A 25,846-nucleotide genomic window follows, 5' to 3' on the forward strand; every position below is an offset into this window, starting at 1 on the left:
AATATGTCACCTATAGCTTATAGGAAACATGTTATCTAGGTGTTTTTTCTTTGTCTCACTAAATGGGGCCAGACCACTGTATTTTTCTACAAAAAGAATAGCGTTTTTTGGTTATATAGATACAAATTTAATTTACCTTGGTAGCAATACGAAAAGTTTCGAAGAACCCAATTTGAGAATTAATGCAATCTTCCATTCCAAGCTATCCACATAAGAATCTATAATACTTTGAAACTTTTTGTTTCAGATTAATATGTAGTTTTATCCTATAAAGTTAGCTTTTTACTATACCAACCGCACTATCCCACATACCGCTAAAGAAAGATCCGATTTGGCGCATAAAACGTGTAAACCAATTTGCTTGTTCGACATCAGATTTTGTTACAAGGTCTATTTGTAATGAATTACCTGATAAGAACCCAGGATCTGTATTATCTTTAGGCGAGATAATCATTTTACTAATTGTTACACCTTTTTTAATAGGCGCTTCTTGTTCCGTATTCGGTACTTTAAATTCTTTTTTATAAATGTCTTTGTTGCCTTTTGGCATTGGAAGTGAAACAGCTTGCTTCGTTTGAACAACTACATCTTTGTCTTTTGCATTTGCTACTCGCACTGTTTCATGCCCTTTTACTACTGCATCTTTCCCATAGACTTTCTTCACTTCAAAATTCGCAAATCCATAATCGTATAATTTCTTAGTTTCATCAAAACGTGCCGTATGAGAGTTTGCTTTTATCACTACAGAGATTAGGCGCATACCGTTTCTTTCTACTGTACCAGTGAAACAATCTCCCGCTTCTGGAGTAGTTCCCGTTTTCAAACCATCTACACCTTCGTATTGCTTAATTAAGCCTTTTAACATCCAGTTAAAGTTCACCATATCTATCGGATACTTGCCACCCTTTTGGAATGTTTTTTTGGGGATTTTTGCTGTATCTAATATTTTTGGGAAATCTTGAATAAGACGTTGTGCTAAAATCGCACAATCCCTTGCAGACATTTTATTTTTCTCGTCTAAATTTGTCCCTTCAAGGTGATAGCCTTTTAAATCTTGGTTTGTTAAGCCTGTAGCGTTTACAAATTTATAATGTTTCATTCCAAACTCTTTCGACTTATCGTTCATCATTTTTACAAAATTGACTTCTTTACCAGCAATCTCTTCAACTAAAGCAATTGTTGCACCGTTTGCAGAGTAAATTGCCATTGCCTCATATAACTCTTTAACCGTATAAGAGCCACCATTTTCTAATGGAACGTTTGATAATGAGCGATCTTGCGAAATCTTATGTGCATATTCAGAGATTTTAACTTTTTGATCCCATTTAAGTTTTCCTTTATCCACCGCTTCATGAACTAAGTATTCACTCATCATTTTTGTCATACTAGCAATTGCTAATGATTCGTCTGCATTTTTTTGATATAAAATTTTCCCGGAATTTGCTTCTATTAAAATTGCTGATCCTGCTTCAACATCTATAGCAGGAACTGTTTCCGCTGATGCTCTTCCAGATGTAACAACAATGCTACAAAATAGTGTAATCACTGTTACTATTGCAATAAATCTCTTGCAAAACATACCTTTCACTTCTGTTACCTCCAATATCTTTGTACTCAAAAAACGTTCTTCTAACATAATCCTCAAAAAAATAGACAGTGTTATCAAATTCTATATACATATAAGACGTTAGGATAACTTTCATATAGACCATCTCATCAAACCCTTTTAGGACAATGACACTTCGTATTCCCACACACATCCCTCTTTTTAATACCTTCGTATTTTTCAAAATGATTCGTACTTTCATATTTTTTAGGATTACACTTAATAGACAGTGTAAGTAATACATTTGTTCCATGTTTACAAAAAAAAGTGTGTTCCGATTAAATATCGAGACACACTGGTAGCTTAGCATTCGTTTATTAGCTATCAAGGTTTTTACTTATTCAATGCAGCTATTTGCTAGACTCATACTAAATAAGAAAAAAACTACATCCTATATTGAATGTAGTTTTTCTAGCTGATTTATTTATTTTTCATTTCATTTTTATAAAAAGCAAATAATGGTTCAATGGCTGGACTAGATAAAAGAGGAATTGCCTTCTCAATCAATTCTCTATCCCAATCAAACCAACGCATTTCCATTAGCATATTAATTTCTGTATCAGTGAACCGTTTCTTTATTTCCTTAGCAGGATTTCCACCTACTATTGTATAAGGTGGAACATCTTTACATACGACAGATCCAGCTGCAATAATTGCACCTTCACCAATAGTAACGCCAGGCATTATAATAGCATTCATACCAATCCAGGCATCGCTTTTAATGACTGTATCACCCTTCGGTTCATATGATTGTTCTATTTGCTCAATGAATGGATAAACTGTAATCCATTCAGGGTGATGATTATGATTCCCACCCATTAAAATGACAACTCCACTTGCAATACAAACATAATTTCCAATAATGAGTTTATCAAGTTGCCAACCCATCTGTTCAATTGGATTGAAAAGTACTCGAGACTTAGCATCGCCCCATAAATATCTAACACAACCATCTTCAAAATTTTGATCGCCATAATATCCTGAATAATAGGAGTACTCTCCTACTTCAATAAGTGGATTTGTTACTATATCTTTTAAATACTTCGTTTCAGACCAATGATTATATAATGGATGCTTCATAATTACATTCCTCGCTTCTAAGTATGGTAGATTTAATAATTTACTTAGAAGCTTAATACGACAGCTACATTTTTAAACTTTTTCAAACGACGAATCATTATCTTCAAGCCTTTCTTTTATACTAAAAAAAGCATAACGTAATACATTACACAAGTCAAATTGTGTAATTTTAAACACATTTTAAACAGCGTAATACTGCAATAAGAACATTAAAATACTCTGACTTTGATACAAATAATATATTGATTACATTTAGTTCATATTTTGTAAAAAAATTTTAATTGCCATGACAAAGCAAACAATAACCACTATTGGTCGTATTAATGACGTCCCTTTTGTAAGCACCATCTTTGCCCCAATATATGACCCTATAATTTGACCAAGCATCATAATCAGCCCAATTGTCCAATCAATTTGGCCAAAAATAATAAAATATAACAAAGCTGCGAAATTACTAGTAAAATTCAAAATCTTAGCATTTGCAGTTGCTCTTGTAGCACTATATCCACATAAAAGAATGAACGCTACAGCAATTAAGCTACCTGTTCCTGGGCCGAAGAAACCATCATAAAATCCAAGGAACGGAGCCACTGTTAACGCAAATAACAACATACTTATTTTTCTCGGTCGATCTTCGTTTGCTATATTTGGAGATAATAGAAAATAAAGACCAATAATAATAAGTAAGAAAGGTAATATCATGATTAAATATTCTGCTCGTATCTGTAAAATAAGCCATCCACCCAAAATAGATCCAAAAAAGGTCATTAAGATGGACAAACGCATTTCTTTGAGATTAATTTCTTTCTTCTTAATAAAAATCACAGTTGCCATGAGGGTTCCGCTACTCCCTTGTAGTTTATTAGTTGCTATCGCTACAGAAGGAGACATACCTACTAATAACATTACTGGGATAGTTATCATACCACCGCCCCCAGCAATTGTATCTATCCATCCTGCTAAAATAGCTACTAAAAATAGTAATATGAGTAATTCAATAGTAAGATCCATATAAAGGAAATGGGAAGGTTTGAGCTATTACAGCCCAAACCTTCCCATTCTCCCTCCTCTCTTTAAACTAGTTTATGATATCTGTAAAGTAACTCTCTTTCTGGTCGCGTAATCGGCTGGAAACGTATTGCCTGCAAACAATTCTACGTCCATACTTATTATCACCAATCGGAATTTTATATTCTTCCTCCGATAATCTTTCTCTACCATGGGTTACATTTGTTTGCTTACCATAGTATGAATTTGGCATAATCAATAAATCTTCAGATGTAAGCGGAACTTTATAAGTAGGCATTGTCCGTAACAGTTCCAAAAACATGTCGAATTTTAACTTTTCTTCTTCACTTCCCCCCACATAAATCAATCTATTTTCTGCTCCATTCAAACAAGTTGCAATAATATCACCATTATCATCCAAAAATATAATTTGGTTTATTTCCCCTACGAATCCCGATATTTCACCATCCGCCATTCCTGCGATATGAGCAATAGGCATTTTACTTATCGCCAATATGTCATCTTTATTGAAGAAATTTTCTTCTAGATGCTTTTGAAGTAATTTTGGGGTTCCAATATGAGTTTGAGTTTTTAAATTTAACACTCCTTTTAATAAAAGAGCATCAACTCTAGTAAATTTGCCACAAGTAATTTCAGACACTATTCGTTCCACAGATTTATTAAGTCTATTCGATACAATGTCTAAATTCGTATTGAACGATTTCAATCTTTCTTCAATATGTAATTGATCTTTCATATCTGTATACACTGTCGCATCGTTATGTTGATAAAAGTTTCCGCCACCAGTGCTTGCACCGACATTTCGCAAAACTTCATCATTGTTTAAAGGGGAAATGAGATGAAATCTATTTTTCCCTGCATGTTCGGACGGATGAATCAAAGCAGCATAATTAAAAAGTGTGGCAAAAAGCCATGTGACCCATTCAGCATAAAAATATTTTTTCATTCTATCGTGTTCGTTTTCACCATAATTAAAGCCTTTGCGATTTTCTCCAGGTAATAGGGTTTCCATAGGATCACACGGAATATTTTTAATAAGGATAGGCGGTACGTTTCCACCACAATTCGCTTCTTTTATCATATGAAGTAGTTTTTTCACATCTGAATTCGGAGTTTTCTTTGAATAGTCAATCAAAAAAATGAGCCACTCTTTTGAAAAGCTTGCAGCTATTTCTTGATCACAAGTATAAGGATTATGAGTTTTTAATTCATTGTCTATCAGATTCTTGATTTTATCCTTTAATACATTAGGAATAGTAATTTCTTCAATTTCCGTAATCTGAAGTATTCCTTTATTCATTATAAAACCTCCGTTATTTTATTTTTCTACACCATATCTCCTGTTAAATGAACTACCCACTTCTTTTTTTGCTCCTTTGCTTTTCGTCAGAACTATTAGAACCACCAATTTACAGATACTAAACGTGAATGATACGAGATTTCCTCTTAGTTACATTTCTCCAACGAATTCCCCTTGAATTAGCATATTTAATTTAAAAATCTAATTCATTTTCTAAAACTTTCCGAAAATCGAAATCAGAATTTTCTTCATACTGACAGTAAAAATATAACACGAAACCAAAAAATGTAAATAGTTAGAATTTTTTATAAAAAATAATCAGACTACTTTTAGGATAATTCGCATTTCATTGGACCAGCTATTCCCCTCTATTTTATTTATAACAATTAAACAACCTGTCTTTGCAATAAAAAAGTCCCCTGAATGATAGAGGACCTTCTTTACAAGTATATTCTATTTTAAAGTTCTTACTTATCTTTTATTTTAAAAGATATTGCTGTAACTTCTTTATTAACAGTTCTGTTCCCTCTGGACTTACAATAATCTTCCCATTCGCTAACGAAATATTCTTATCTGAAATATCACCTGTAATTGCACAAGCTTGTGAAGATTGATATTTCCGCAAAATAATCTGATCCTCTTCCACAAACATTTCTAGCGCATCTTTTTCTACAATTCCTAAACTCCGTCTTATTTCCATTGGAATAACAATACGCCCCATACTATCTGCTTTACGAGTACTCCCTCTTGATTTCATAAAATGTCACCCTTTATTTTTATCTACTATTACAGGACTTATTTTAGCAATAAACAGCAATAAGGAATAGTTCGTATTACAGCACTTATTTTAACAGGAAATTCCAATAAGGAATAGCTCATATTAAAGCTTTCTCTTGTTTATTTCTGGTTTTTAAAATATTTATCCTTAATTATCTTTATATATTGTTTTCTTTCTGTTAGTTCAAAAATAAATAAAGCCTTATTAATATAGTTAAAACCACCTTCACTAGATTGCTGAAGTTCTAATAAATTTGAACCTTTTTCGAAATTTAGTTCCCCTAATAAGTATAAACTATTTATATTAATGGCTAATTTAATACCTATATCACTGTACTTTATTGCTTCTACATGTTCATATGTAAGATGTAAACATTTTGTTAAGTTATAAATAATTCTTAATTTAATTTCTTTATTTCTAGGAAATTCTATCTTATTAAAATTACTTAAACATTTCTTTAATATGCCTATACTTTTTTCATATTCTCCATTTTCCGCATAGATTACTGCCATTGTATGCATAATATCTATTTCTCTTTCTGATAAAAAATCAGCATTGGTTACAGTTAGTTTTAATGCATGATTTAAAAGATTTAAAGCAGTTTTTGTTGATCTGTTCACCATAAATATAGCAATTGCTTCATGCCATAGTAGAAATTGTTTATTTTCTTTTGACTCGAAATTATTTTCGTTTTTCTCTTTTTTCACTATTTCATAAAGTTCTTCATATTGTTTTTGTTTTATGCAATCTCTTATTACATATTTTACGTTTTCTACATATTTTAATTTTTTATTTTGAGTTAGCGCAAATATATAATTCGGATCAACACCAAGTCTTTCAGATAATTGATACAACAATATGCTAGATGGATAAATAATACCTTTTTCTATCTTACTAATCTGACTTTGTGAACATATTCCCCGACATAGTTCAGATTGTGATATATTTTTTTTCTTTCTAAGTTCTTTAATAATAATACCGAGATTATAGAATTCCATTTCTCCCCCTCAAATGTAACAATTTATGAGTATAAGAATATTTTCCAACTTTTAATGTGATGTAAAATTAATATAGTTACAATTACTAATTATATTGATTTATAGTTTCTTTTACAAACTTGTATTACAATGAGAGAAATTATTACAATTAAAGGGAATAAAGAGTATTGGATATGATTTTTCAGCTTTATTTCAAATAATAGTTTCTTTTGATTTTTATATGAATAATTTCGAAGGAGCTTATTTTATGAAAAGAATGTTAACCGAAAGAGAGTTAGAAGTGGCTATTTATGTAGCAAAAGGATTAACAGATGTAGAAATTTCCAAAAAGATATATATTAGCCCTAGAAGAATTTCAACGATAATTAATCATATTAAAGAAAAATGGCGTATTCATTCTAGAGTGGAATTAGGTATTTTAGTTTATCATTTTGGGTTTATAGATGCACCCTTATTTTCAAATAAAGAAAGTCATTTATTTGAAAATATTGCACAATAATTGGCCAAGTATAATTCGTTTAAGTTACAAATAAAAACAGAAAAACCTCTGAACTTTTATTATTTAGGGTAATTCTGCATTCTAAAGTTGATGGGCATGTATGGATTGCTAAAAAAACATATAAATCTCATTCTTATAGATATTTTAGTAAGAATGATTGTACTAGAAACTTTTAAAAGGTGAAAACTTACCTTTAAACAATGTTTCTTCCGCAACAGTAAGTATAGCTTTTCATTTAAAAAACCTATCCATTTTGATTAAGATTTTTTCAAAAAGGGTAAGTTTCTTCAGTTTATAGGAAAGTTATACTAAACTCATAAAAAAATACAATAAAATAGGTAAAAATGCTATCGCGTCTTTACCTATCCTATGGATCAACAGATTCTCATAAGAAATAGACAACTTCCCAAAGAATTATAAATATATTATTTTAAATTAATTGGTTGTTGTTGAGTAATACAATGAATCATACCACCATTTTTATACAGCTCTCTTACATCTATCCCCATCACTTTACGATCAGGATAAAGTTTTTGAATCATCTCATTTGCTATTTTATCATTAGGATCATTATAGTTTGGAACTAAGATGACTTCATTCGCTATATAATAATTAATATAGGAACCTTTATAATCAAGCTTCTTCCCATTTTTTAATGTAACATTATTCTTACTTAGCGGTAGATATACATACTTGTACTTATTACCTGTAGCATCTTTTGCCTGCAGCAACTTGTTAATATCTTTGCCAGACGCTCCCCATTCAGCCAAATCTTTTTCTTTTAACGTTATAATAGTAGATTTATCGTGGAATTTGGCAAATCCATCAATATGAAAATCAGTAATATCTAAGTTAGGTGCTCCATCTAACCAAATAAAATTTGTTACCCCAAGTTCACTAAAATATTTTTCAATATCCATCTCTGACAATTTAGCGTTCCTATTTTTATTCGTCACAGCACTTCTAGTTAATAAAACAGTTCCATTACCATCTAATTCAAATGCGCCACCTTCAAGAACAAATTTATTCCAATTTATTCTTTCAATGCCTAACTGATTGCTAAGATTCTCACGAAGACGAGCATCTTTCTTATATGGCGTTTTCTTTCCCCATCCGTTAAAGCCTGGATCTAATATCTTTAAATTTTTGTCATTATCGTAAACAAAAATTGGACCAGTATCTCTAGCCCATACATCGTCAGTAGGTGCGATAAAGAAATCAATTTTCTCAATATTTACCCCTTGATCCGTTAGGACTTCAATAATTCTTTCTTTCTCTTCTTCATCATATGCAACAATATGAACTTTTTCGCCTTTGCTTAAAGATTCTGTCATTTGAATCCAAATCGGTTCTACTTCTTGCTGATATTTTGACCCGTATGTAAGTTCGTGAGGCCATTGTAGCCATGTTCCTTCATGTTTGCTTTTTTCATCTGGCATTGTATACTTTCCTACTTTTTTTTGCGCCTCTACTTTCTTCCTATCTTCTCTCTGCGGTTTTTCAATTTCCTTCGCCTGGACTTTCTCAATTCCCTTAATTTGAGCATAACCACTAATAATAGATGTGGTTAGTACAGCACTCATACACAATTTCGTTATTTTTTGCATTTCTTAACCTCCTTTTCCGTTTCACTGTAAACCTTTACATAGTGTTAAGGTCAAGCTTTTTTAATTAAATTATTACGTATGAAGCACGATTTAAATCGAACAATATCTTTCTGTGCAAAATGCAAAAAATCCACTCCGGGGGTGGTATGAGATGTTAACTTGATGAGCATGTTTAACTCCACCATTTATAAAAACTTTGGAATTCATATAAAAAGGTTGGAGAATTAGCTTCTCTAACCTTTTTATATGCACTATTATGTTTATACCTCTAACATCAATCCTTTTGCCTGTTCCATGTTCAACCTCATATAAATAACAAATAAGAATCAACAATTCCTACTATAATCACCATTGACCCCTATAACATCCCGCGCTTTTTTCACTTATTATCTTTTCTATTCTTTCTACTGTATTTTTTATGAATTTATTCATTTCTAAAACTAATACAGTACATGAAATTTTATAATACATACGCATTTATTTATTCAGTTTATAATTAACTATTCAAAAGCAGTTACAATTCTCTCTTTCATTTTCTGTATTACTTCACTGCTCAATACTTTTTGACCAGCAGGAAGTTTTAATATGGCAGCGGCACCTTTACTAAGGTATATTACTTGATCATTATTTTGATTTACTACCAATATTCCTTGCCCTTCAAATTCGAAATAACTAATATCTTTTGTTTCATTTGTATTATTTTTTATTGCTTTATATAATCCATATAAATCTTTACTTCTATTTTCTCCGCCCGTTCGAATCGGTTCAGTATCATTCGTAACAATTAGTCCTTCTGGCTGCTCACCCTTCATAATAAACCACAGCTTTTCATTTGTTGGTAATAGTAAATTCTTAAATTCAGAGCTATTTAAAATTTGCTGTGCTGGAATTGTTGCATAGATTGGTAACGAAAATGGAGATGTTGTTATTTTTTCAAAACTTAAATTTTCAGAAGAACTTCCCTTACTATATTGATAATCTTTTAATGCGATTGATTGTACTGATTCACTTTTATTTTTTGATGCATAACTAATTTTACTAGCGAAAATAATAACAGTCATTAAGCACATGCACGGTATCACAAGCTTAAGTAGTTTTCCCATTTATGAACCCCCGCTTTTAATATTATTAGTTTGCATGGATATTATAAACAGTTTCACTCCACCAAAAATTATTATTGTTATGGAACGTACTGAAATTATGATTATAATGATCACCATACCAAGGGTCCATGTACGTTATATAATCTGTTCCATTTGTCCCTTTATAAAACCCATCAAGTACTAGAAAGTGTCCGATGTTAGCCCCATTTTGCCACATAATGAGTGCAATCATCGGCTGATTACTATTAATTTGACTTTTGAACCAATCATATGATTTTGCTCCAGAACTTATAGCTGAGCTAACACCATATCCTGATAATCCATATTGTATTTCACGTGAAGTTGCAGGATTATTATATGATCCACCCTTAACATACCTAACGTACTGATCTTGTGAAGGAGTTTTCCCAAAATAATTTAAAACTGAAACCGAAGTGCCTGCCCAACACCAATTTGATCTTTCTTGTAATATGTTAGGTACAGATAATTTACGATCTATTGATGTATTTGGAGGATTTCCATTAATATACGCTGACGTTACATATACTTTTTTTCCATCTTTAAAATAGTAAAACCAACGATTATCTAAATTTCCTGTCCAGTAATCTTTAACCGCTTCACCATACTCCCATCCTTTAAAAGATACTTTTGTATTTCCGGGAATCACATCTACAATATTTGCATTCAAACTTTTCGCCTCTCTAACATTTACATTCAATGGAGCTGTTGTCCCTGAAAATTCAACTTCTTCTGCTATTATTTTCTGAACACCAATAAAACTAAATGTGAAGAACAATAAAAACATACAAACAATAAAATGCTTTCTTCCCTTCATTTCTCCACCCCTTCATCAGTACTAAAAAACATCAACAATTCATCCTTATTAATTGTTCAAGCTTAATATTACATACTAACGAAAAATGACTTCTCATAAAGTGAAACTTTAATCAGTAGGGGTTTTATGCATCACCCACTGTTTATTAGTTAAACCAATCGGGCTGCCCGGCAAATAGCGGGATAAATTCCAATACAAAAAAGGAGCCTATAAATTTTTATAGGCTCCTTTTTATTTCGTCGTTATTACTTAGCTAATTCTTTCGTACCCTTCATTACATCAATGAAGAATCCCCAGTTATTCACTACAGAAGAGATACTGATATGTTCATCTGGAGTGTGGACGTTAAAAATGTCTGGTCCGAATGAAATTGCATCTAATTCAGGCATTTTTTGAACGAATGCGCTACACTCAATCCCCGCATGCACAGCGAAGATTTCAATTTCTTTATTGTATTTTTCTTGATGCACTTTTTCAAATAAATTACGAATTTGTGAGTTTGGATTGTATGGCCATTCTGGATACTCTGACTCTATTTCAAATGTAGCACCAACTAATTCAGCAATATATTTGATTTCTTCTGCAACATGTTGTTTTAAACTACTTACAGAACTTCGCACTTCGTTACGTAATTTAATTTCATCTTGCAACGTTTCAATAACGCCTAAATTTGTTGAGCTTTCTACAAGACCTTTAATATCCATGCTCATACTTTGAATGCCATTCGGAATTAAGAATAATGATGAAATAAGCTGCTTTTGTGTCTCTTTAGCAAATACTTTTTCAACTGTTTCATCCAATTTTGTAAGTGTAACATGAACATCTGGATCAACAGCACGCATTTCTTCTTGTAATACACGTGTCCATGATTCTAGTTTTTCTTCTACTTGTCCTACATCTTCTGTACGAATTAAAATTGTAGCTACACTTTCACGCGGAATTGCATTCGTTTTTAATCCGCCGTGAACTTCACTTATGTTAAACTCCGTATGTGCTGATAAATCACGTAATACTCGTCCTAATACTTTGTTCGCATTACCGCGTTGTTTATCAATTTCCATACCAGAATGTCCGCCTTTTAGACCGCCAACATATAGACGGTATGCATCCATATTCGCTGGCGTTTCATCCCAAATTACGGGAATTGTTTCAACAGCTTTCGCACCACCTGCACTACTTACAAGTAATTTATGATCTTCTTCAGAATCAATATTTATAAATATCTTTCCTTCAAAATGATTTGGATCAATAGCAAAAGCCCCGCCCATTGTCGTTTCTTCTTCAGTAGTGATAACGACTTCAAGTGCTGGATGCGGAATTTCTTTTGAATCTAATAAAGCTAATGCATACGCAACTGCAATACCATTATCAGCACCTAAAGTTGTTTGATTTGCATATAACATGTCCCCAATGATTCGTAATTCAATTGGATCTTTTTCAAAATCATGTACTGTTGCTTGATTTTTTTCGCAAACCATATCCATATGACCTTGAATAATAATAGCTGGTACATTTTCATAACCAGCTGTTGCTTCTTTTTTAATAATGACATTTAATGCTTCATCTTGAATGACTTCTAAGTTACGCTCTTTTGCAAAGCCCACTAAATAATCACTAATTTCCTTTTCATTACCTGATCCTCTAGGAATCTTTGAAATTTCTGCAAAATGATAAAATACAGGGTGCTTTGTTAATTGTTCTAAAGTAGAATACATTTTTCAAGCTCCTCTCAAAATGAAAAAATAGTATGTAAGTCTTTTATCATTATACCATGATTCATTATTTTACCTTTCTTTAAACGTATTAAAAATTTATTATGAACAGTTCAATTTAATCCTTCTGCGCTCTATACCTTATACTCTTACATCATTATTAGAATGTTGTAATCTATATCGATTTTTCTAATTTAACAATAGTTGTATACTTTTTAAAGAAACAAATTGAAGGAGATAAATAATATGAAAAAGCTTTTTGCTGTTATGACACTATGTTTATTATTTTCAAGCATTACTATTGGATGTGAGAGAGCATCACTAAATAGAATTGGTAAGGATGTATATTACGTACAGATAAAAGGTGAAGGCGCTATTGAAAAAGTAGAAGGCATAAGCTTACGGAACTATACGTTGCCCGCATCTGATGAAGACGGAGAAAAAAACAAATTACATTTAGAAGTACAAAAAAAGAAAACGACCATAAATTAAATGATAATGCGTTTTTACGTCTTTATGTAGATCAAGATGATACAGATAAAAATGAAATATCATCTATTGAATTGAAGTCCTATGAAGAAATTCAGAAAGTAGATTTACCCGGAAAAATAAAAGAAAAATTAAATGTTAACTAACTTGAAACTAATCCACAAATAACGGAATAAAAAACAAAAGAAAATGCTCTATGCATTTTCTTTTGTTTTTTGTATTCGTATATATTTTGAACTGCTATTATTCATAAGTTTTTCTAACCGATTTATATTTTCCGTTAATGCACCTTTCACAAGAGAGAAATCTGTATTTGATTCTTCTTTTTTCTCTTTAAAAAACGAAGACTTTTGTACATTTATTTCAGCCATCTCTTCTCCCCCTTTTCAAAAAGATACAATCTTCTATTTATATTATATAGCAAATAAAGACAGAGTGTACACGAATCATTTTCTTTTTAATTCTTCTTCTAACTTTTCTACTTGCTGCAACGTATCTCCTTTGATTAAAGAGAAATCTGTTGTATCTTCATTTTCTTCTTTGAAAAAATCATTGTCATAATCTTTTATCACTACAATCACCTCTACGTGCTAGTGTAGGAATGATTGTCCCATTTTATTCAACTTTGTTGAATTTTGTTTTGAATTTATGTATAGAAGAAAAGGACAGAAAAACAATTCTGTCCTACTTACTAAAATAACTATGATGTATCGTTAAATTATATACATTTTCAAAATCTCGATCCTGCAGGCTATTCTTCTTCCCATCAATCACGATAAAAACATCATTCATTATTTTTGCTGGTATAATTCCCACGTTTTCTACTTGCACTGCTTTTTGTTCATTCAATTGCTCTATATGCTCTATAGGTATAGTAATACTAAATTGAGAACGAATACCACGAAAGCCCGTATTTAATTCATTCGCTGCTTCAAATACAACAATTTTCGCTCCAATTTTTTCCCCATATGAATCTAAAAATGTGTTTAAGCTTTTTGTATATTCCTCTTCCGTATGCCATTCCATCGTCCCAAATGCTGCTGGATTAATATTTTGGATAATGTTCGTATATATTTCTCCTCTTGCTTTTGAAGCGATTAATGACCGCTTTATGGATTGAACAGTTTTACCGATATCACTAAATTTCGCTCCCCATATTTCGGAAATATTAGGTGTTAAAATAAATGAAATATCAACAAAAATGACCATCGCAGTGAACATTAATAAGTTTTTCCAGAGGGTTAAATCGATTCCTTTAATCATGAAATAAACTGTGACTGATGTTATGAATAATCCATACCAAGTTTTTCGAATTCGCTGCTTTTTCTCTTCATATAACTCTTCATTTCTCCAATAAAAGAAAACAAGAACTACAAAAACGATTGCTAAAATAAATAAGCCAATTCGAATGTTAGAGATCGTCAATTACATCACCCTCCATTCAAAAACTACTCACGATATCATTACATGCGCAAGTAGTTCTCTTTATGACAAAAGACGTGGACAAGCTTCTAAATTTAGCTACATCGCATATACATTAGAAGGAGGCCACGTCTTTTATCATGAGTCTACATTGTATATGTAGACAAGCATGCATTTCAAATTTTCATGTTAAAAAGAAATATGTTTCGGCATTTCCCCTTCAGGTACTTCTCCATCCATACTTAAGTAATAATGGCGAATCGGACGTAAATTTTCGTCTAATTCATAAACGAGCGGAATGCTAGTTGGAATATTTAATGAAACCACACCATCATTTGAAAGGTTGTCTAAGTATTTCACTAGCGATCGAATTGTATTACCATGTGATGAAATAATTACTTTCTCACCACTTTTTAATGATGGTGCAATTTCTGAATGCCAATACTCCAGCACTCTCTTCTCCGTATCCTCTAAACATTCCGTCAATGGAAATTCACCTTTTTTGAGCGTTTTGTATCTCGGATCGTTCGCTTCATATCTAGGATCTTCTTCAGTAAGAGCCGGTGGTCTTACATTGACACTTCTTCTCCAAATATGAACTTGTTCTTCACCGTATTTTTTTGCAGTTTCTTCTTTATTCAATCCTTGTAGCGCTCCATAATGCCTTTCATTTAGTTTCCATGATTTATGTATAGGCACCCAAGTAAGATCCATTTCATGCAGAACAATCCATACAGTCCGGATTGCTCGTTTTAATACCGATGTGTAAGCAACATCGAAAGTATAACCGTTTTCCTTTAATATTGCTCCTGCTTCTCTTGCTTCACTTAATCCATTCTCTGATAGATCTACATCCGTCCATCCAGTAAAGCGATTTTCAAGGTTCCATAAACTTTGTCCGTGACGAATAAGTACAAGTTTTATCATTATAATTCCCCTCTCGGAAATGTGAATTTTATTGTTCCATCGCGTACACGTATAAAGTATCTAGTAATGCATTTTTTATCCATTCACTCTATGATTTACACATAGTTGCCAAATGCATGGATAAAATTCTTTCTTTTTCAAACTATAAAGAAAGGCCTATTTCTCATTATTTTTGATCAACTGGAATTTCTCTTTTCGATATCCATGCATCATGACCTGAACGGCTATTTGCCATTTCGTTCATAACTTGATGCCAATTCTCTTCACATGATTCACCAAATTTTGAAAAAATAGCACCCATTTGCTTTCTTTGAACATCACTTAGTTTTTTCTCTAAATCTGTACCTTCTTCTGTTAAGGATAATTGTTTTACTCGACGATCATGAGTAGCTTCATTACTTTCAATTAGTCCTTTTTCCACAAGTTGACGCAGTGGTCCGTGAAGAGCTTGTTTACTTATTTCTAATAGCGATAGTAACTCATTTACACTTATCCCTGGAAAACGTGCGATAAAAAATAAAATTCGGTGATGTACTCGTTGTATACCATACTCTTTTATAATTTCATCTGGCTTTTCAGTAAATGTTTTATATGCAAAATAAAATAATGCCAATGCCTCATTCATCTGTTCTTCTTTATGTCGTGTCATCTACTTTCCCCCTGTATGTAAATTATACCACAATCCAGTAATGAATATTTTAATCAACGCACTTGAACTTCTGTAATCCATTGAAGCATTCACTACACGAACTAAAATAATTAGGAGATGATTCTCTTGAAAACGCAATACACTGTAAGTACATATTTATTAGATCGATTACATGAATTAGGAATTGAGCATATATTTGGTGTTCCTGGTGATTATAATCTTGCCTTTTTAGATGATGTGATTGCACATGAAAATTTAGAGTGGATTGGCAACTGTAATGAATTAAATGCGGCATATGCAGCAGATGGATATGCTCGCATAAAAGGCGTCGCTACTCTTATTACCACTTTTGGTGTCGGGGAATTGAGCGCCATAAACGGCATTGCCGGCTCATATGCCGAAAACGTACCAGTTATAAAAATCACCGGTACACCAACAACAACCGTAATAGAAAATGGAGAACTCGTTCATCATACATTAGGTGATGGAAAGTTCGATCACTTTTCCAATATGTATCGAGAAATTACGGTAGCACAAACAAATTTAATCCCTGAGCATGCCGCTGAGGAAATTGACCGTGTACTCCGTGCATGTTGGAATGAAAAACGTCCAGTTCATATTAATTTACCGATCGATGTATATAATAAACCAATTAATAAACCTACGGAACCAATCTTAAATCATCCCATAGTAAGTAATAAAGACGCATTAGATAAAATGCTTCTACATGCCACTTCCAAAATAAATAGCGCAAAAAAACCTGTTATTTTAGCTGATTTTGAAGTGGATCGATTTCATGCTCAGGAGGATTTACATCAACTCGTAGAAAAAACTGGCTTCCCTATCGCGACATTAAGTATGGGAAAAGGAATATTCCCAGAAAAACACCCTCAATTTATAGGGGTTTATACTGGCGATGTTAGTCCTCCATACTTGCGAAAAAGAGTTGATGAATCTGACTGCATCATTAGTATCGGTGTGAAATTAACTGATACTATTACCGGTGGCTTTACACAAGGTTTTACGAAAGAACAAGTTATTGAAATCCATCCCTATACTGTGAAAATTATAGATAAAAAATACGGACCGGTTGTAATGAAAGATGTACTACAACATTTAAGTGATTCGATCGAGCATCGTAATGAAGAAACACTGGAAATTAAGTCGTTTATTTCAGAATCATCATCTATTACTAAAGAGTTCAATCCAAAAGCACAAATCGTTACACAACAACGTTTTTGGCAACAATTGTACCACTTCTTACAAGAAAACGACGTCTTAATTGCAGAGCAAGGAACACCATACTTCGGTAGTGCCGCTATCCCTTTACCTAATAACGCTACATTTGTAGGACAACCGTTATGGGGATCTATCGGATATACACTTCCCGCTCTATTAGGAACACAACTCGCTAATGTAACACGGCGTAACATTTTAATTATTGGTGATGGTTCATTCCAGTTAACTGTTCAAGAATTATCCACTATGTTACGTCATAATTTAAAACCAATCATATTTTTAATTAATAACTACGGATATACTGTTGAACGCGCGATTCATGGACGAGACCAACCATATAATGACATACAAATGTGGGATTATAATAAACTACCAAATGTATTCGGATCAGAAGAAAAAAGTCTCACATTTAAAGTAGAAAATGAAATAGAGTTAGCAGAAGTCTTAAATAAAATAAGTTTTAATATGAATCGACTTATCTTTATTGAAGTTGTAATGAGTCAAGGGGATCAGCCTGAATTGTTAGCTAAACTTGGAAAAAGATTCGGCAGCCAAAATTCTTAAAAAGAAAAAGCGTCGCTATAAGTAATAACAGGTTCAGCTAAAAGTTGTAAAACTTGTTTTGCCACTCAAAATACACAAGGAAAAGGATGGTAAGTGCCATCCTTTTTGACATACATTGAACTTTTACTATTTATAAACCCCTTCTTCGATTAACACCCTGTGTAACAAGCTAAAATTCTTAATCAACCTTTAACTTTATAGCTTTTGTAGCAATAAATGTTTTAATATGCTTATCTAATATCCTTGTTCCACCAAAATCATCCTCATAAAAACCCACTATAACAAAACCAGCTTCAATTTGACCTTGGATTTGGTTTTCTAAAGTATGTGCGTATTCTATTGTTTGATTTGAATTGATGTAATCTTGAACTTCATCCTCTGGTAAATAATCCAATGTTGATGAAGGTATTGAATGTTTAACATCAAGAATACCTTTTTGTTCTTGGTTGTCATCAAAAATCCATAGTAAAGGATTTGTAAATCCAGAAATAAGAATACCTTTATTCTTTAAAACCCTTGAAACTTCATTCCATACAAGATTAACATCTTTTACAAACAAATTAGAAACAGGATTTACGACAATATCAAAATATCCATCTTCAAAATCACTAAGGTCTGACATATCTCCTTGTACTGTTTTTAAAGTCAAACCCTCCCGTTTTGCTACCTTTTCATCTTGTGCCAATTGCTTCTTAGATATATCAGTAACTGTTACATCTGCTCCAGCAGCAGCTAGAACTGGTGCTTGTTGTCCGCCACCTGATGCTAAGCAAAGTATCTTTAATCCATCTAATGACTTTGGAAACCACTCTCTAGGAACTGATTTTTCCGTAGTTACTGTAATCTCCCATTCACCTGATTTGCTTTTCTCAATAACCTCGCTACTTACAGGCTGCGTGTATCTAGAACCTTCTTCAACCTTCTTATCCCATGCATTACTGTTTTGTTGTGTAGTATCCATTACGATTCTTCCCCCTAACTATCTAGTTGCAATTTAAGTGTAAGATTATTAACTATTTATACATTCCTTTTTCTATTAACCTACCAGATAGTAAATACACAGTTGTATATATTTATCTTAACAGATAATCGACCGTAAATTTAAAAATATTCTAAATAAACATGAAATTAGACGACTATTCAATTCATTTAAAATAAACGATATTAATTAACAATTCCCCAAAAATGATATACCAACAAAAAAGGCGTTCCAAACCTGTTGACAGTTGGAACGCTTTTTAAAGTTATTTAATTTTTCAAACTCTTAACTGAACACATTATACAAATAAGTGATGCTTCTTTTTTATTCAGCAAGCGTTAACTGCCAAGACACACCATACTTATCATTTAACCAACCAAACTTTTTACTAAATGGATAGGCACCTAAAGGCATAAGAATTGCTCCATCTTGTGCTAACTTATTAAAAGCAGTTTCAATTTCTTCTTCCGTTTCACAAGTTACATAAAGTGACATAGCTGGAGTGAATGTAAAATCATGCTTTACATAACTATCAATACACATGAACTCTTGTCCGTTTAGCGTAAAAGTTGCATGAATTACAGTTCCCTCTTTACCAGGTCCATTTTCATCGTAGCGAGAGATACTTACAATTTCTGATTGATCAAATAGGGATGTGTAAAAATTCATCGCTTCTTCAGCTTTTCCTTCAAACATTAAAAATGTAGTAATTTTTTGATTTGTGTTACTCATATAGAGACAGCCCCTTGTTATGTATTTATGCAAAACATACATCGGCCAACAAAACCGAACGTATATTCTTATAAATGTATTGTCTATAAAAACGATGAATTTGTCAATTATCTAATTTTCATTTCTTCTTAAACAATGCTGTCCAAAGAAATGATTCCCCAAACATATCATTCGGTTGTTTCATTTGTTTCATCTTCCTAATTTCAATTACTTCAAACTCTTTAAATATCTCTCTCAATTTTTCTTCAGAATATGCAAGACCACCTTGTAAACTCCAACCTCTATATACGTCCCAATCTGTTATTTCTGATCCATTTCGTTCATCCAAATCACCTGCTGCAAAACATGTTAATCCGAAATAACCACCTGATTTTAAATATCTATCAATTAACTCTATATAATTCATTCTTCTATGTGGTGGAATATGATGAAGGCAACCAGAATCATATATAAAATCAAATTCATTTTGAACCTCTAAATTGAAAATTGAATCACAAATGAAGTGAATTTGTACCCCTTTTGCCAACGCCCTCTCTTTTGCCCACTGAATGCCTTCTGCAGATAAATCCACTGCTGTAACATCAAATCCTTCATTCGCTAAATAAATGGCATTTCTACCTGGACCACATCCAAGTTCTAATACTTTCCCTTTTGAAACTCTCTCTTTTTGTATATACGAAACTAGATTCTCATCTGGAATATTTTCAAAAAACGGAACATCCTTTTCTCTATTGGCATAAAATTCATTCCAAAATGGTTCTGCAGGTCTTAATAATGAATCAAGCATTTTTAAAATGTCTTCTTGTGTGTGTAACGTTTCATTTTTCATTTGCACTCCTCCATATTTTAATAGTCAGAAAATCATTATATAACCTCCTGAACATTCAGACAAATAAAACTCCACATTTTATTCTTTCTTTATTTTTCAATTCATTTTAAATACGGTAAATGAAATTATCAACTTTACTCTCATTGAGCAAATGCATACCAACCTAATCTTAAAATACAAAAAGAGCCACAAATTTTTGTGACTCCTTCTGCATTCATAATTGTATCAGGATTTTTTTATTATATATCGATTTCTCTATTAACAAACAATATATCTCTTCATCCCAATTACCACTTCATATTTTAACGCCCACGTCTTTTCTGACCTTGATTTGTACTACTTTTCTTATTGCTTGGCTTATTAAATGATCGATTGTTATCATTTCTCGAGCTATTTCTTGAATCACTTCTTGAGCTATTTCTCGAATCACGTCTTGAACCTTCACGGCTATCTCTTTGACGATATTGGCCTGATTTCTTCGGAGCCGGCTTTGGTACCGGTTTTCCATTTTCATCTACACGTTTTATCTTCGGTTGTTCAATTATTTCTCTTTGTATTGGTGCACCAAGCGTTTTTTCAATTTCTTCTAAATGTTTTTCATCTTTCGCTGCAACGAACGTAATTGCAAGACCTGATCCACCTGCACGTCCTGTTCGGCCAATGCGGTGAATGTAACTTTCTACATCTTCAGGGATATCAAAGTTAAATACATGCGTTACACCATCTACATCAAGTCCACGAGCTGCTACATCCGTTGCGATTAAGTACTGAATTTTAGCTTCGCGGAAACTCTTCATAACTCTTTCACGTTTCGCTTGAGGTATATCACCATGAAGTTCAGCACAATTATAACCTAATCCTTTTAAATTATCATAAAGCTTACTTGCTCTAACCTTTGTACGACAGAAAATAACAGCTAAAAATGGCTGATCACGATCCATAACAAAACGAAGTGCATCTGGCTTTGCACGGTCTGTCGTCTCAATGACACGCTGCTCAATTGTATCAACCGTTACTTCTTCACTTTGTACTTGAATCATTTGCGGCTCGTCCATATAACGCTTCGCTAATTTTTTAATATCTTTTGGCATCGTTGCTGAGAATAACATCGTTTGTTTACTACCAGGTGTCTCATCTAAAATATCTTCAATATCATATAAGAAACCGAAATAAAGCATTTGATCCGCTTCATCTAGTACAATCGTTGAAAGATTACTTAAATCAATTGTTTCACGTCGTATATGATCTAATAATCGTCCTGGTGTTGCAACAACAATATGTGTATTACCTTTTAATTTTCTCAATTGTTGTGCTACATCTTGCCCACCATAAATCGCTAGTACATTAATATCTTCTCTTTGAACAAGCATTTTTTTAATTTCAGTTGTAATTTGCAGGGCTAGTTCCCTTGTTGGTGCAACAATTAAAGCCTGAACATCACTAGACTCTGTATCGATTTTTTCTAAAATCGGTAACACGAATGCTAACGTTTTACCCGTTCCTGTTTTCGCCTGCCCAATAATATCTTTACCTGACATAATAACAGGAATTGCTTTTTCCTGAATTGGTGTTGCTTCCGTAATTCCATTTTCACGTAATGTATGATTAAAAGTTTCACTAATTCCTAATTCTAAAAAGTTTTTCAAATAGACCACTTCTTTTCCTTATTTTTCACATTAGCTTTTATTGTACCATTTGTTTCGCCAAATATGAAAAATAAAAAAATTCTTATCTTCTTTTTTTATACTCATCATGTACTAGATGAACTAATTTTTTTTGTTTTTTCTCGGAATTTATTAATGCTTTCATGTTAGTAGTAGACAAAATGAACTTTTTAATTTTTCTATTACTCCAAATTAGTCTTGTATACTTTGTATCTTCGTGTAGCTTTCGAAACCACTCGAATTCACTTAACTTTGCAATATGATGTTTTAATTTCATATCATTTCGAGGATAAAATGTAATTATAGCCATTATTACATCAAGCAATAAACTCATCTTTTCCCCTCCTATACATATATATTTCAATGTTAAGGAAACATAGTTACAAGGTGATAAAATTGACCAATACATTCATAAAGATATTTTGTATATTGTTCTTACTATATTTTCAATCGACCTCAATTATTATGGCAAAATCTCAAACAAATGTGATAAGTGAATTTAAACAAGCTTTACTCCAAAATGATAAAAAATTAATGCGGTCATATGTAACAGAAGGGATTGAACTACCTACATTCCAAAAGGAAAAACCTATTCATGAAATTAAAATAATACCATCTCCAAAAGAGGATACTACAATTCTTATTTCCTATTTCAAAGACACTGATGATGAATTTACTATCGGTTACATTTTAGAAATAATAACAAAAAACAATAAAATATCTCAAATTAATCAAATTTATGATGGAACTAATCCTCTAATGAAAGAAGCTACTATTGTAAAAAAATATGAAATGAAGTGTAAGGAACATATACTTACTCCTACAAAATTCCCGTTCGAAATTCATGAATTTCAAGGGTACATCTATAACGATTACTTAGAACTACGATACTACAATAAAGATAGTAATGGGATTTTTAAAATCACTGTTTCACCAGTTCAACATAAATTAGATCAATATGTACATAAGGGCACTAAATTTTACATTTTAAAACATAATATAAAGGCAGTATATAATCCTCATTTTGATTTAGCATACGAACTTATCTTTCAGAAGGACGGTTTTCAATATAAAATCGCCCTTGGTAACAAACTATACATAAAAAGAAAATACAATGTTATTGATTTAATAAGAATTGCGGAATCTATGAATTAAAAAACCGATCTTTTCAATATAAGAAAGATCGGTTTTTTTATATATTTTATATAATGAGTTTTCCTCCATGATAGCAATAATAACTTGCTGCTTTAAGGTTTTTAATTCTCTTTAAAGATTCTTCCGCTTTTTCTATATCTAAGCAAAAATTTGGATTAGCTATTACTAATTCATTATTATCTTGAACGGCCGCATCCCCTGTAATTACACAGTCTAAGTCCGGAAAATATAATGAAATATGCCCCGAAGTATGTCCTGGCGTCGCTACTATTTGACATTTATCATTCAAAATCATTTGACCATCATATACTTTTTCATCGACAGAAATATGTCTTATATTTTTTAACTGTTGTATAAACCATTCACCAAATTCTTTTTCTTCAATTGGCATATGTTCTAACATTTCTTCAGCTTGAACTAGTCTCTCTGATTTTATTTCACCATTAATGTAGTTGGATTCTATTTCACTAGCAATAATATTAATGTGAGGATATTTCACTTTGAAATCATATAAAGATCCTATATGATCATCATCATAATGAGTAATAATTATATTTTTTAAGTTTTTCATCTCATATCCATGTTTTAAAATTTCATTTTCAATTAAAGGTAAAAAATTTTTATAACCTGTATCTACTAAAGTTAATTCATTGTTTAATACAATTAAGCTCGGATAAATCCATTGTTTTCGCCCGTTACATTCAAATTCAATTGGCAATTCTATTATCTTCATTTCCCTTCCCCCATACCGTTTATTAAATATTTAATAATAACTGCATCATCCACATACATTTTACTATACATATCACGAATTGAAGTATGGGCTTCTTTAGTTTCTGTACAAAATTCAAACTTAGCCTCACTTCCCATCAACAGATTTCCGACAAGCTTCTCGATTAAATCCGTCTGGGTATCTTATTGCTAATTTAGATATATTCATTTGAGCGATGTCATCTAACGTATATTCCACCTCATGAGCCGTGATAGAGATTATAGTACATAATGTCACCCAATTCTAAAGCTAACCTATAAGTATTGCCGTTCTCTTCTCCTAAACAATGAACCGGATCAAATCCATGCCCATGGAAAATAGCCTTTCTTACAATATCAGCAACCTCACCATTTTTGACTACATAAATTTTATTATCCATACTATGTAATGAAACACTGTAGGTCGTTGCATCATAAACATTATATTATTTTGAACAGGTAATTTCCTATTCTTATGGAATTATAAATTAAGAAACAAAAATAAAATTGATTATTCCCTCACTTCTTTGTCCATCCTTTTAAAAAATATATGTTTTTGTAAAAGGAGTGTTTATATGGAGAAACAGACGCTTTGGAAAAAATTCAAAAAAAGCTCCGCAAACCTTGGAAAATCCAGCGTATATGAAAGTATTATTTTATTTTACACAATGAAAAAGAAAACGTTACCTACTAAAGCAAAACTCATAATATTAGCTGCTTTGTCCTATTACGTATTAACAATCGATTTCATTCCAGATATAGCTGCTATTATCGGGGTTGGCTTATTAGATGATGTTTTAGCAATTGCTGTAGCGCATAAATACGTTATGAGGCATGCAGACGCTGAAATTCGTGAAAAGAGTAAAATTAAAATGGAGTCATTTTTTACTTCAGCACACATTTAACGAATAAAGATAGGCTCTCGCTTGTCTTTGTTCACTACTTATCCATCATCTATAGCTTTTAATCCAATGATTTGAACAGTGTTAAAACAGAAAAAAGAACTAAAATAATCTTTTAGTTCTTTTCTAACAAATCAATTTATTTTTGAACAATCTTTAAAAAGAGCCTATTTTAATGTACCAACTAATACAGGCTCTTTTCTAATTCAAATTTGCAAAATCCGCATCATTTTACGCTATACTTTGTTACTTCAACAACATTTCTCTTTCATCGCTTTCATCATAGACATAGTTGTCTTCATCATTTCATCACATTCGTTCATTTTTACCATCATTGCCTTATCCATTTCTACATCCATTTGCATCATGTTATTCATCATCATTTTCATACACTTCATTTCACACATCATTTTTTCCATAGACATCATCATGTTTGTTGTTTCTACCATCATAGTTTTTTCCATATTAACATCCCCCTAGAATTTTTATGTTACAAGTATAAAAATTCCTTTTTGTTTTTCTAAAACCTTCTTAGTTTACCTCATACAAATATTTATCAATATATTTCCCTCTCTATTGATCATTGATTCGCTTTATTTATTGTCACGCTGAAAACGTACATATAATAAAAAGCATCTTATTTTAGATGCTTTTTATTATATGATTGACACTATGAGCCCATTTATTTCGTGAACATAGGTTAAATCTATTATTTTTCATAAAATTCATAAATTCGACTATAACGTATTATAGTTTTATTCATATACTGTAGTAGATTACTAGAAAGGAGGCGTATATATGGAAAGTTGTATTGTGTTCGTTAACGGCCAACCTTTTTTAGTACTCACAGTTGCTGGCATCGAAATTGCTAGATTGGAAATTACTCTTCAAGTAGCACTAGCTTTGAGAGTTCTCGGTATTCCAATCTGTGAGTAGTCCATTTAAGTAAGTTTAAAAGAGGGCTTTCGCTCTCTTTTAAACTGTTGTCAATACATGTA

General features: G+C 32.0%; 27 protein-coding genes and 2 pseudogenes. 6 read left to right on the forward strand and 23 right to left on the reverse strand.

Annotated elements, in window-relative coordinates:
* Positions 1 to 274 precede the first annotated feature (274 nt).
* The 6 genes from JDS95_RS27180 to JDS95_RS27205 all read right to left on the reverse strand — a co-directional run bounded on the left by JDS95_RS27180 (position 275) and on the right by JDS95_RS27205 (position 6,791).
* Positions 275 to 1,588: a D-alanyl-D-alanine carboxypeptidase family protein gene (locus tag JDS95_RS27180; RefSeq protein ID WP_000677640.1), complete on the reverse strand. Its 1,314-nt coding sequence runs from the start codon at positions 1,586 to 1,588 to the stop codon at positions 275 to 277.
* A gap of 438 nt (positions 1,589 to 2,026) precedes the next feature.
* A complete protein-coding gene (locus JDS95_RS27185; protein WP_000682550.1) occupies positions 2,027 to 2,686 on the reverse strand; it encodes a CatB-related O-acetyltransferase in 660 nt (219 codons plus the stop codon).
* A gap of 252 nt (positions 2,687 to 2,938) precedes the next feature.
* Positions 2,939 to 3,697, reverse strand: a complete 759-nt coding sequence (locus tag JDS95_RS27190; protein WP_002043431.1) for a TSUP family transporter — start codon at positions 3,695 to 3,697, stop codon at positions 2,939 to 2,941.
* A 67-nt stretch (positions 3,698 to 3,764) separates the two neighbouring features.
* Positions 3,765 to 5,015, reverse strand: coding sequence for a hypothetical protein (locus JDS95_RS27195; RefSeq protein WP_001032373.1), 1,251 nt, complete (start codon positions 5,013 to 5,015; stop codon positions 3,765 to 3,767).
* A 478-nt stretch (positions 5,016 to 5,493) separates the two neighbouring features.
* Positions 5,494 to 5,772 (reverse strand): AbrB/MazE/SpoVT family DNA-binding domain-containing protein, encoded by a 279-nt coding sequence (locus JDS95_RS27200; RefSeq protein WP_000842220.1) that lies wholly within the window; start codon positions 5,770 to 5,772, stop codon positions 5,494 to 5,496.
* A 140-nt stretch (positions 5,773 to 5,912) separates the two neighbouring features.
* A complete protein-coding gene (locus JDS95_RS27205) occupies positions 5,913 to 6,791 on the reverse strand; it encodes a helix-turn-helix domain-containing protein (RefSeq protein WP_199690886.1) in 879 nt (292 codons plus the stop codon).
* A 247-nt stretch (positions 6,792 to 7,038) separates the two neighbouring features.
* Between JDS95_RS27205 and JDS95_RS27210 the strand changes: the two genes are divergently transcribed.
* Entirely contained in the window at positions 7,039 to 7,290 is a 252-nt protein-coding gene (locus tag JDS95_RS27210) for a response regulator transcription factor (RefSeq protein ID WP_000827557.1), read from the forward strand.
* A gap of 425 nt (positions 7,291 to 7,715) precedes the next feature.
* On the opposite strand, the gene JDS95_RS27215 is transcribed toward JDS95_RS27210, so the two are convergent.
* The 4 genes from JDS95_RS27215 to pepD all read right to left on the reverse strand — a co-directional run bounded on the left by JDS95_RS27215 (position 7,716) and on the right by pepD (position 12,550).
* Positions 7,716 to 8,897: an agmatine deiminase family protein gene (locus JDS95_RS27215; RefSeq protein WP_139823532.1), complete on the reverse strand. Its 1,182-nt coding sequence runs from the start codon at positions 8,895 to 8,897 to the stop codon at positions 7,716 to 7,718.
* 500 nt (positions 8,898 to 9,397) lie between these two features.
* Positions 9,398 to 10,000 carry a hypothetical protein gene (locus tag JDS95_RS27220; RefSeq protein WP_000517273.1) on the reverse strand — a complete coding sequence of 201 codons (603 nt, stop codon included), beginning with the start codon at positions 9,998 to 10,000 and terminating at the stop codon, positions 9,398 to 9,400.
* Positions 10,001 to 10,025: 25 nt separating this feature from the next.
* Positions 10,026 to 10,835 carry a papain-like cysteine protease family protein gene (locus tag JDS95_RS27225; RefSeq protein WP_000678367.1) on the reverse strand — a complete coding sequence of 270 codons (810 nt, stop codon included), beginning with the start codon at positions 10,833 to 10,835 and terminating at the stop codon, positions 10,026 to 10,028.
* A 245-nt stretch (positions 10,836 to 11,080) separates the two neighbouring features.
* Entirely contained in the window at positions 11,081 to 12,550 is a 1,470-nt protein-coding gene (gene pepD, locus JDS95_RS27230; RefSeq protein WP_000287539.1) for a beta-Ala-His dipeptidase, read from the reverse strand.
* A 243-nt stretch (positions 12,551 to 12,793) separates the two neighbouring features.
* Between pepD and JDS95_RS27235 the strand changes: the two are divergent.
* Positions 12,794 to 13,182 (forward strand): annotated as a pseudogene (locus tag JDS95_RS27235) (YxeA family protein).
* Between the two features lie 48 nt (positions 13,183 to 13,230).
* On the opposite strand, the gene spoIISB reads toward JDS95_RS27235, so the two are convergent.
* The 5 genes from spoIISB to JDS95_RS27260 form a co-directional block, all read right to left on the reverse strand.
* Positions 13,231 to 13,407, reverse strand: a complete 177-nt coding sequence (gene spoIISB / locus JDS95_RS27240; RefSeq protein WP_085450779.1) for a stage II sporulation protein SB — start codon at positions 13,405 to 13,407, stop codon at positions 13,231 to 13,233.
* A gap of 75 nt (positions 13,408 to 13,482) precedes the next feature.
* Positions 13,483 to 13,608 carry a hypothetical protein gene (locus JDS95_RS27245; RefSeq protein WP_000588713.1) on the reverse strand — a complete coding sequence of 42 codons (126 nt, stop codon included), beginning with the start codon at positions 13,606 to 13,608 and terminating at the stop codon, positions 13,483 to 13,485.
* Positions 13,609 to 13,720: 112 nt separating this feature from the next.
* Complete coding sequence (locus JDS95_RS27250; protein ID WP_000155917.1) at positions 13,721 to 14,461, reverse strand: type II toxin-antitoxin system SpoIISA family toxin; 741 nt, start codon at positions 14,459 to 14,461, stop codon at positions 13,721 to 13,723.
* Positions 14,462 to 14,647: 186 nt separating this feature from the next.
* Positions 14,648 to 15,385 (reverse strand): 2,3-diphosphoglycerate-dependent phosphoglycerate mutase, encoded by a 738-nt coding sequence (gpmA, locus tag JDS95_RS27255; protein WP_000594129.1) that lies wholly within the window; start codon positions 15,383 to 15,385, stop codon positions 14,648 to 14,650.
* Between the two features lie 166 nt (positions 15,386 to 15,551).
* Complete coding sequence (locus tag JDS95_RS27260) at positions 15,552 to 16,034, reverse strand: MarR family winged helix-turn-helix transcriptional regulator (protein ID WP_000196695.1); 483 nt, start codon at positions 16,032 to 16,034, stop codon at positions 15,552 to 15,554.
* A gap of 126 nt (positions 16,035 to 16,160) precedes the next feature.
* Here JDS95_RS27260 and JDS95_RS27265 point away from each other — a divergent pair, with 126 nt between their 5' ends.
* Complete coding sequence (locus tag JDS95_RS27265; protein WP_000857135.1) at positions 16,161 to 17,837, forward strand: alpha-keto acid decarboxylase family protein; 1,677 nt, start codon at positions 16,161 to 16,163, stop codon at positions 17,835 to 17,837.
* Positions 17,838 to 18,015: 178 nt separating this feature from the next.
* Here JDS95_RS27265 and JDS95_RS27270 read toward each other — a convergent pair whose 3' ends face one another.
* The 5 genes from JDS95_RS27270 to JDS95_RS27290 all read right to left on the reverse strand — a co-directional run bounded on the left by JDS95_RS27270 (position 18,016) and on the right by JDS95_RS27290 (position 22,375).
* Positions 18,016 to 18,798 carry a class I SAM-dependent methyltransferase gene (locus JDS95_RS27270; RefSeq protein WP_000381789.1) on the reverse strand — a complete coding sequence of 261 codons (783 nt, stop codon included), beginning with the start codon at positions 18,796 to 18,798 and terminating at the stop codon, positions 18,016 to 18,018.
* A 342-nt stretch (positions 18,799 to 19,140) separates the two neighbouring features.
* Positions 19,141 to 19,548 (reverse strand): VOC family protein, encoded by a 408-nt coding sequence (locus JDS95_RS27275; RefSeq protein WP_000072490.1) that lies wholly within the window; start codon positions 19,546 to 19,548, stop codon positions 19,141 to 19,143.
* Between the two features lie 118 nt (positions 19,549 to 19,666).
* Positions 19,667 to 20,377: a class I SAM-dependent methyltransferase gene (locus tag JDS95_RS27280; protein ID WP_000787488.1), complete on the reverse strand. Its 711-nt coding sequence runs from the start codon at positions 20,375 to 20,377 to the stop codon at positions 19,667 to 19,669.
* 302 nt (positions 20,378 to 20,679) lie between these two features.
* On the reverse strand, positions 20,680 to 22,032 hold the full coding sequence (locus JDS95_RS27285; protein ID WP_002043419.1) for a DEAD/DEAH box helicase: 1,353 nt from the start codon (positions 22,030 to 22,032) through the stop codon (positions 20,680 to 20,682).
* A gap of 73 nt (positions 22,033 to 22,105) precedes the next feature.
* Complete coding sequence (locus JDS95_RS27290) at positions 22,106 to 22,375, reverse strand: hypothetical protein (RefSeq protein ID WP_000054888.1); 270 nt, start codon at positions 22,373 to 22,375, stop codon at positions 22,106 to 22,108.
* Positions 22,376 to 22,404: 29 nt separating this feature from the next.
* Between JDS95_RS27290 and JDS95_RS27295 the strand changes: the two genes are divergently transcribed.
* Positions 22,405 to 23,196 (forward strand): hypothetical protein, encoded by a 792-nt coding sequence (locus JDS95_RS27295; RefSeq protein ID WP_085450781.1) that lies wholly within the window; start codon positions 22,405 to 22,407, stop codon positions 23,194 to 23,196.
* 46 nt (positions 23,197 to 23,242) lie between these two features.
* Here the strand turns inward: JDS95_RS27295 and JDS95_RS27300 are convergent, their stop codons facing one another.
* Positions 23,243 to 23,929: an MBL fold metallo-hydrolase gene (locus JDS95_RS27300; RefSeq protein ID WP_085450782.1), complete on the reverse strand. Its 687-nt coding sequence runs from the start codon at positions 23,927 to 23,929 to the stop codon at positions 23,243 to 23,245.
* 126 nt (positions 23,930 to 24,055) lie between these two features.
* A pseudogene (locus JDS95_RS31335) lies at positions 24,056 to 24,317 on the reverse strand (MazG nucleotide pyrophosphohydrolase domain-containing protein); the annotation flags it as partial.
* A gap of 204 nt (positions 24,318 to 24,521) precedes the next feature.
* On the opposite strand from JDS95_RS31335, the gene JDS95_RS27305 reads away from it, so the two are divergent.
* Positions 24,522 to 24,851 (forward strand): YkvA family protein, encoded by a 330-nt coding sequence (locus JDS95_RS27305; RefSeq protein WP_000415069.1) that lies wholly within the window; start codon positions 24,522 to 24,524, stop codon positions 24,849 to 24,851.
* Positions 24,852 to 25,099: 248 nt separating this feature from the next.
* Here the strand turns inward: JDS95_RS27305 and JDS95_RS27310 are convergent, their stop codons facing one another.
* Positions 25,100 to 25,312: a hypothetical protein gene (locus JDS95_RS27310; RefSeq protein WP_000416118.1), complete on the reverse strand. Its 213-nt coding sequence runs from the start codon at positions 25,310 to 25,312 to the stop codon at positions 25,100 to 25,102.
* A 334-nt stretch (positions 25,313 to 25,646) separates the two neighbouring features.
* Between JDS95_RS27310 and JDS95_RS27315 the strand changes: the two genes are divergently transcribed.
* The gene (locus JDS95_RS27315) at positions 25,647 to 25,784 is read left to right on the forward strand and encodes a DUF3956 domain-containing protein (protein WP_000443202.1); all 138 of its coding nucleotides are present in this window, start codon (positions 25,647 to 25,649) and stop codon (positions 25,782 to 25,784) included.
* Positions 25,785 to 25,846: the final 62 nt, after the last annotated feature.

The organism is Bacillus cereus group sp. N24 (genome assembly GCF_016483345.1).
Lineage (GTDB): Bacteria > Bacillota > Bacilli > Bacillales > Bacillaceae_G > Bacillus_A > Bacillus_A toyonensis.

Coding starts and splice junctions, on each gene's coding strand:
- JDS95_RS27185 (WP_000682550.1), bottom strand. CDS start 2,686: ATGAAGCATCCATTATATAATCATTGGTCTGAAACGAAGTATTTAAAA.
- JDS95_RS27190 (WP_002043431.1), bottom strand. CDS start 3,697: ATGGATCTTACTATTGAATTACTCATATTACTATTTTTAGTAGCTATT.
- JDS95_RS27195 (WP_001032373.1), bottom strand. CDS start 5,015: ATGAATAAAGGAATACTTCAGATTACGGAAATTGAAGAAATTACTATT.
- JDS95_RS27200 (WP_000842220.1), bottom strand. CDS start 5,772: ATGAAATCAAGAGGGAGTACTCGTAAAGCAGATAGTATGGGGCGTATT.
- JDS95_RS27205 (WP_199690886.1), bottom strand. CDS start 6,791: ATGGAATTCTATAATCTCGGTATTATTATTAAAGAACTTAGAAAGAAA.
- JDS95_RS27210 (WP_000827557.1), top strand. CDS start 7,039: ATGAAAAGAATGTTAACCGAAAGAGAGTTAGAAGTGGCTATTTATGTA.
- JDS95_RS27215 (WP_139823532.1), bottom strand. CDS start 8,897: ATGCAAAAAATAACGAAATTGTGTATGAGTGCTGTACTAACCACATCT.
- JDS95_RS27220 (WP_000517273.1), bottom strand. CDS start 10,000: ATGGGAAAACTACTTAAGCTTGTGATACCGTGCATGTGCTTAATGACT.
- JDS95_RS27225 (WP_000678367.1), bottom strand. CDS start 10,835: ATGAAGGGAAGAAAGCATTTTATTGTTTGTATGTTTTTATTGTTCTTC.
- pepD (WP_000287539.1), bottom strand. CDS start 12,550: ATGTATTCTACTTTAGAACAATTAACAAAGCACCCTGTATTTTATCAT.
- spoIISB (WP_085450779.1), bottom strand. CDS start 13,407: ATGGCTGAAATAAATGTACAAAAGTCTTCGTTTTTTAAAGAGAAAAAA.
- gpmA (WP_000594129.1), bottom strand. CDS start 15,385: ATGATAAAACTTGTACTTATTCGTCACGGACAAAGTTTATGGAACCTT.
- JDS95_RS27260 (WP_000196695.1), bottom strand. CDS start 16,034: ATGACACGACATAAAGAAGAACAGATGAATGAGGCATTGGCATTATTT.
- JDS95_RS27270 (WP_000381789.1), bottom strand. CDS start 18,798: ATGGATACTACACAACAAAACAGTAATGCATGGGATAAGAAGGTTGAA.
- JDS95_RS27275 (WP_000072490.1), bottom strand. CDS start 19,548: ATGAGTAACACAAATCAAAAAATTACTACATTTTTAATGTTTGAAGGA.
- JDS95_RS27280 (WP_000787488.1), bottom strand. CDS start 20,377: ATGAAAAATGAAACGTTACACACACAAGAAGACATTTTAAAAATGCTT.
- JDS95_RS27290 (WP_000054888.1), bottom strand. CDS start 22,375: ATGAGTTTATTGCTTGATGTAATAATGGCTATAATTACATTTTATCCT.
- JDS95_RS27295 (WP_085450781.1), top strand. CDS start 22,405: ATGTTAAGGAAACATAGTTACAAGGTGATAAAATTGACCAATACATTC.
- JDS95_RS27300 (WP_085450782.1), bottom strand. CDS start 23,929: ATGAAGATAATAGAATTGCCAATTGAATTTGAATGTAACGGGCGAAAA.
- JDS95_RS27305 (WP_000415069.1), top strand. CDS start 24,522: ATGGAGAAACAGACGCTTTGGAAAAAATTCAAAAAAAGCTCCGCAAAC.
- JDS95_RS27310 (WP_000416118.1), bottom strand. CDS start 25,312: ATGGAAAAAACTATGATGGTAGAAACAACAAACATGATGATGTCTATG.
- JDS95_RS27315 (WP_000443202.1), top strand. CDS start 25,647: ATGGAAAGTTGTATTGTGTTCGTTAACGGCCAACCTTTTTTAGTACTC.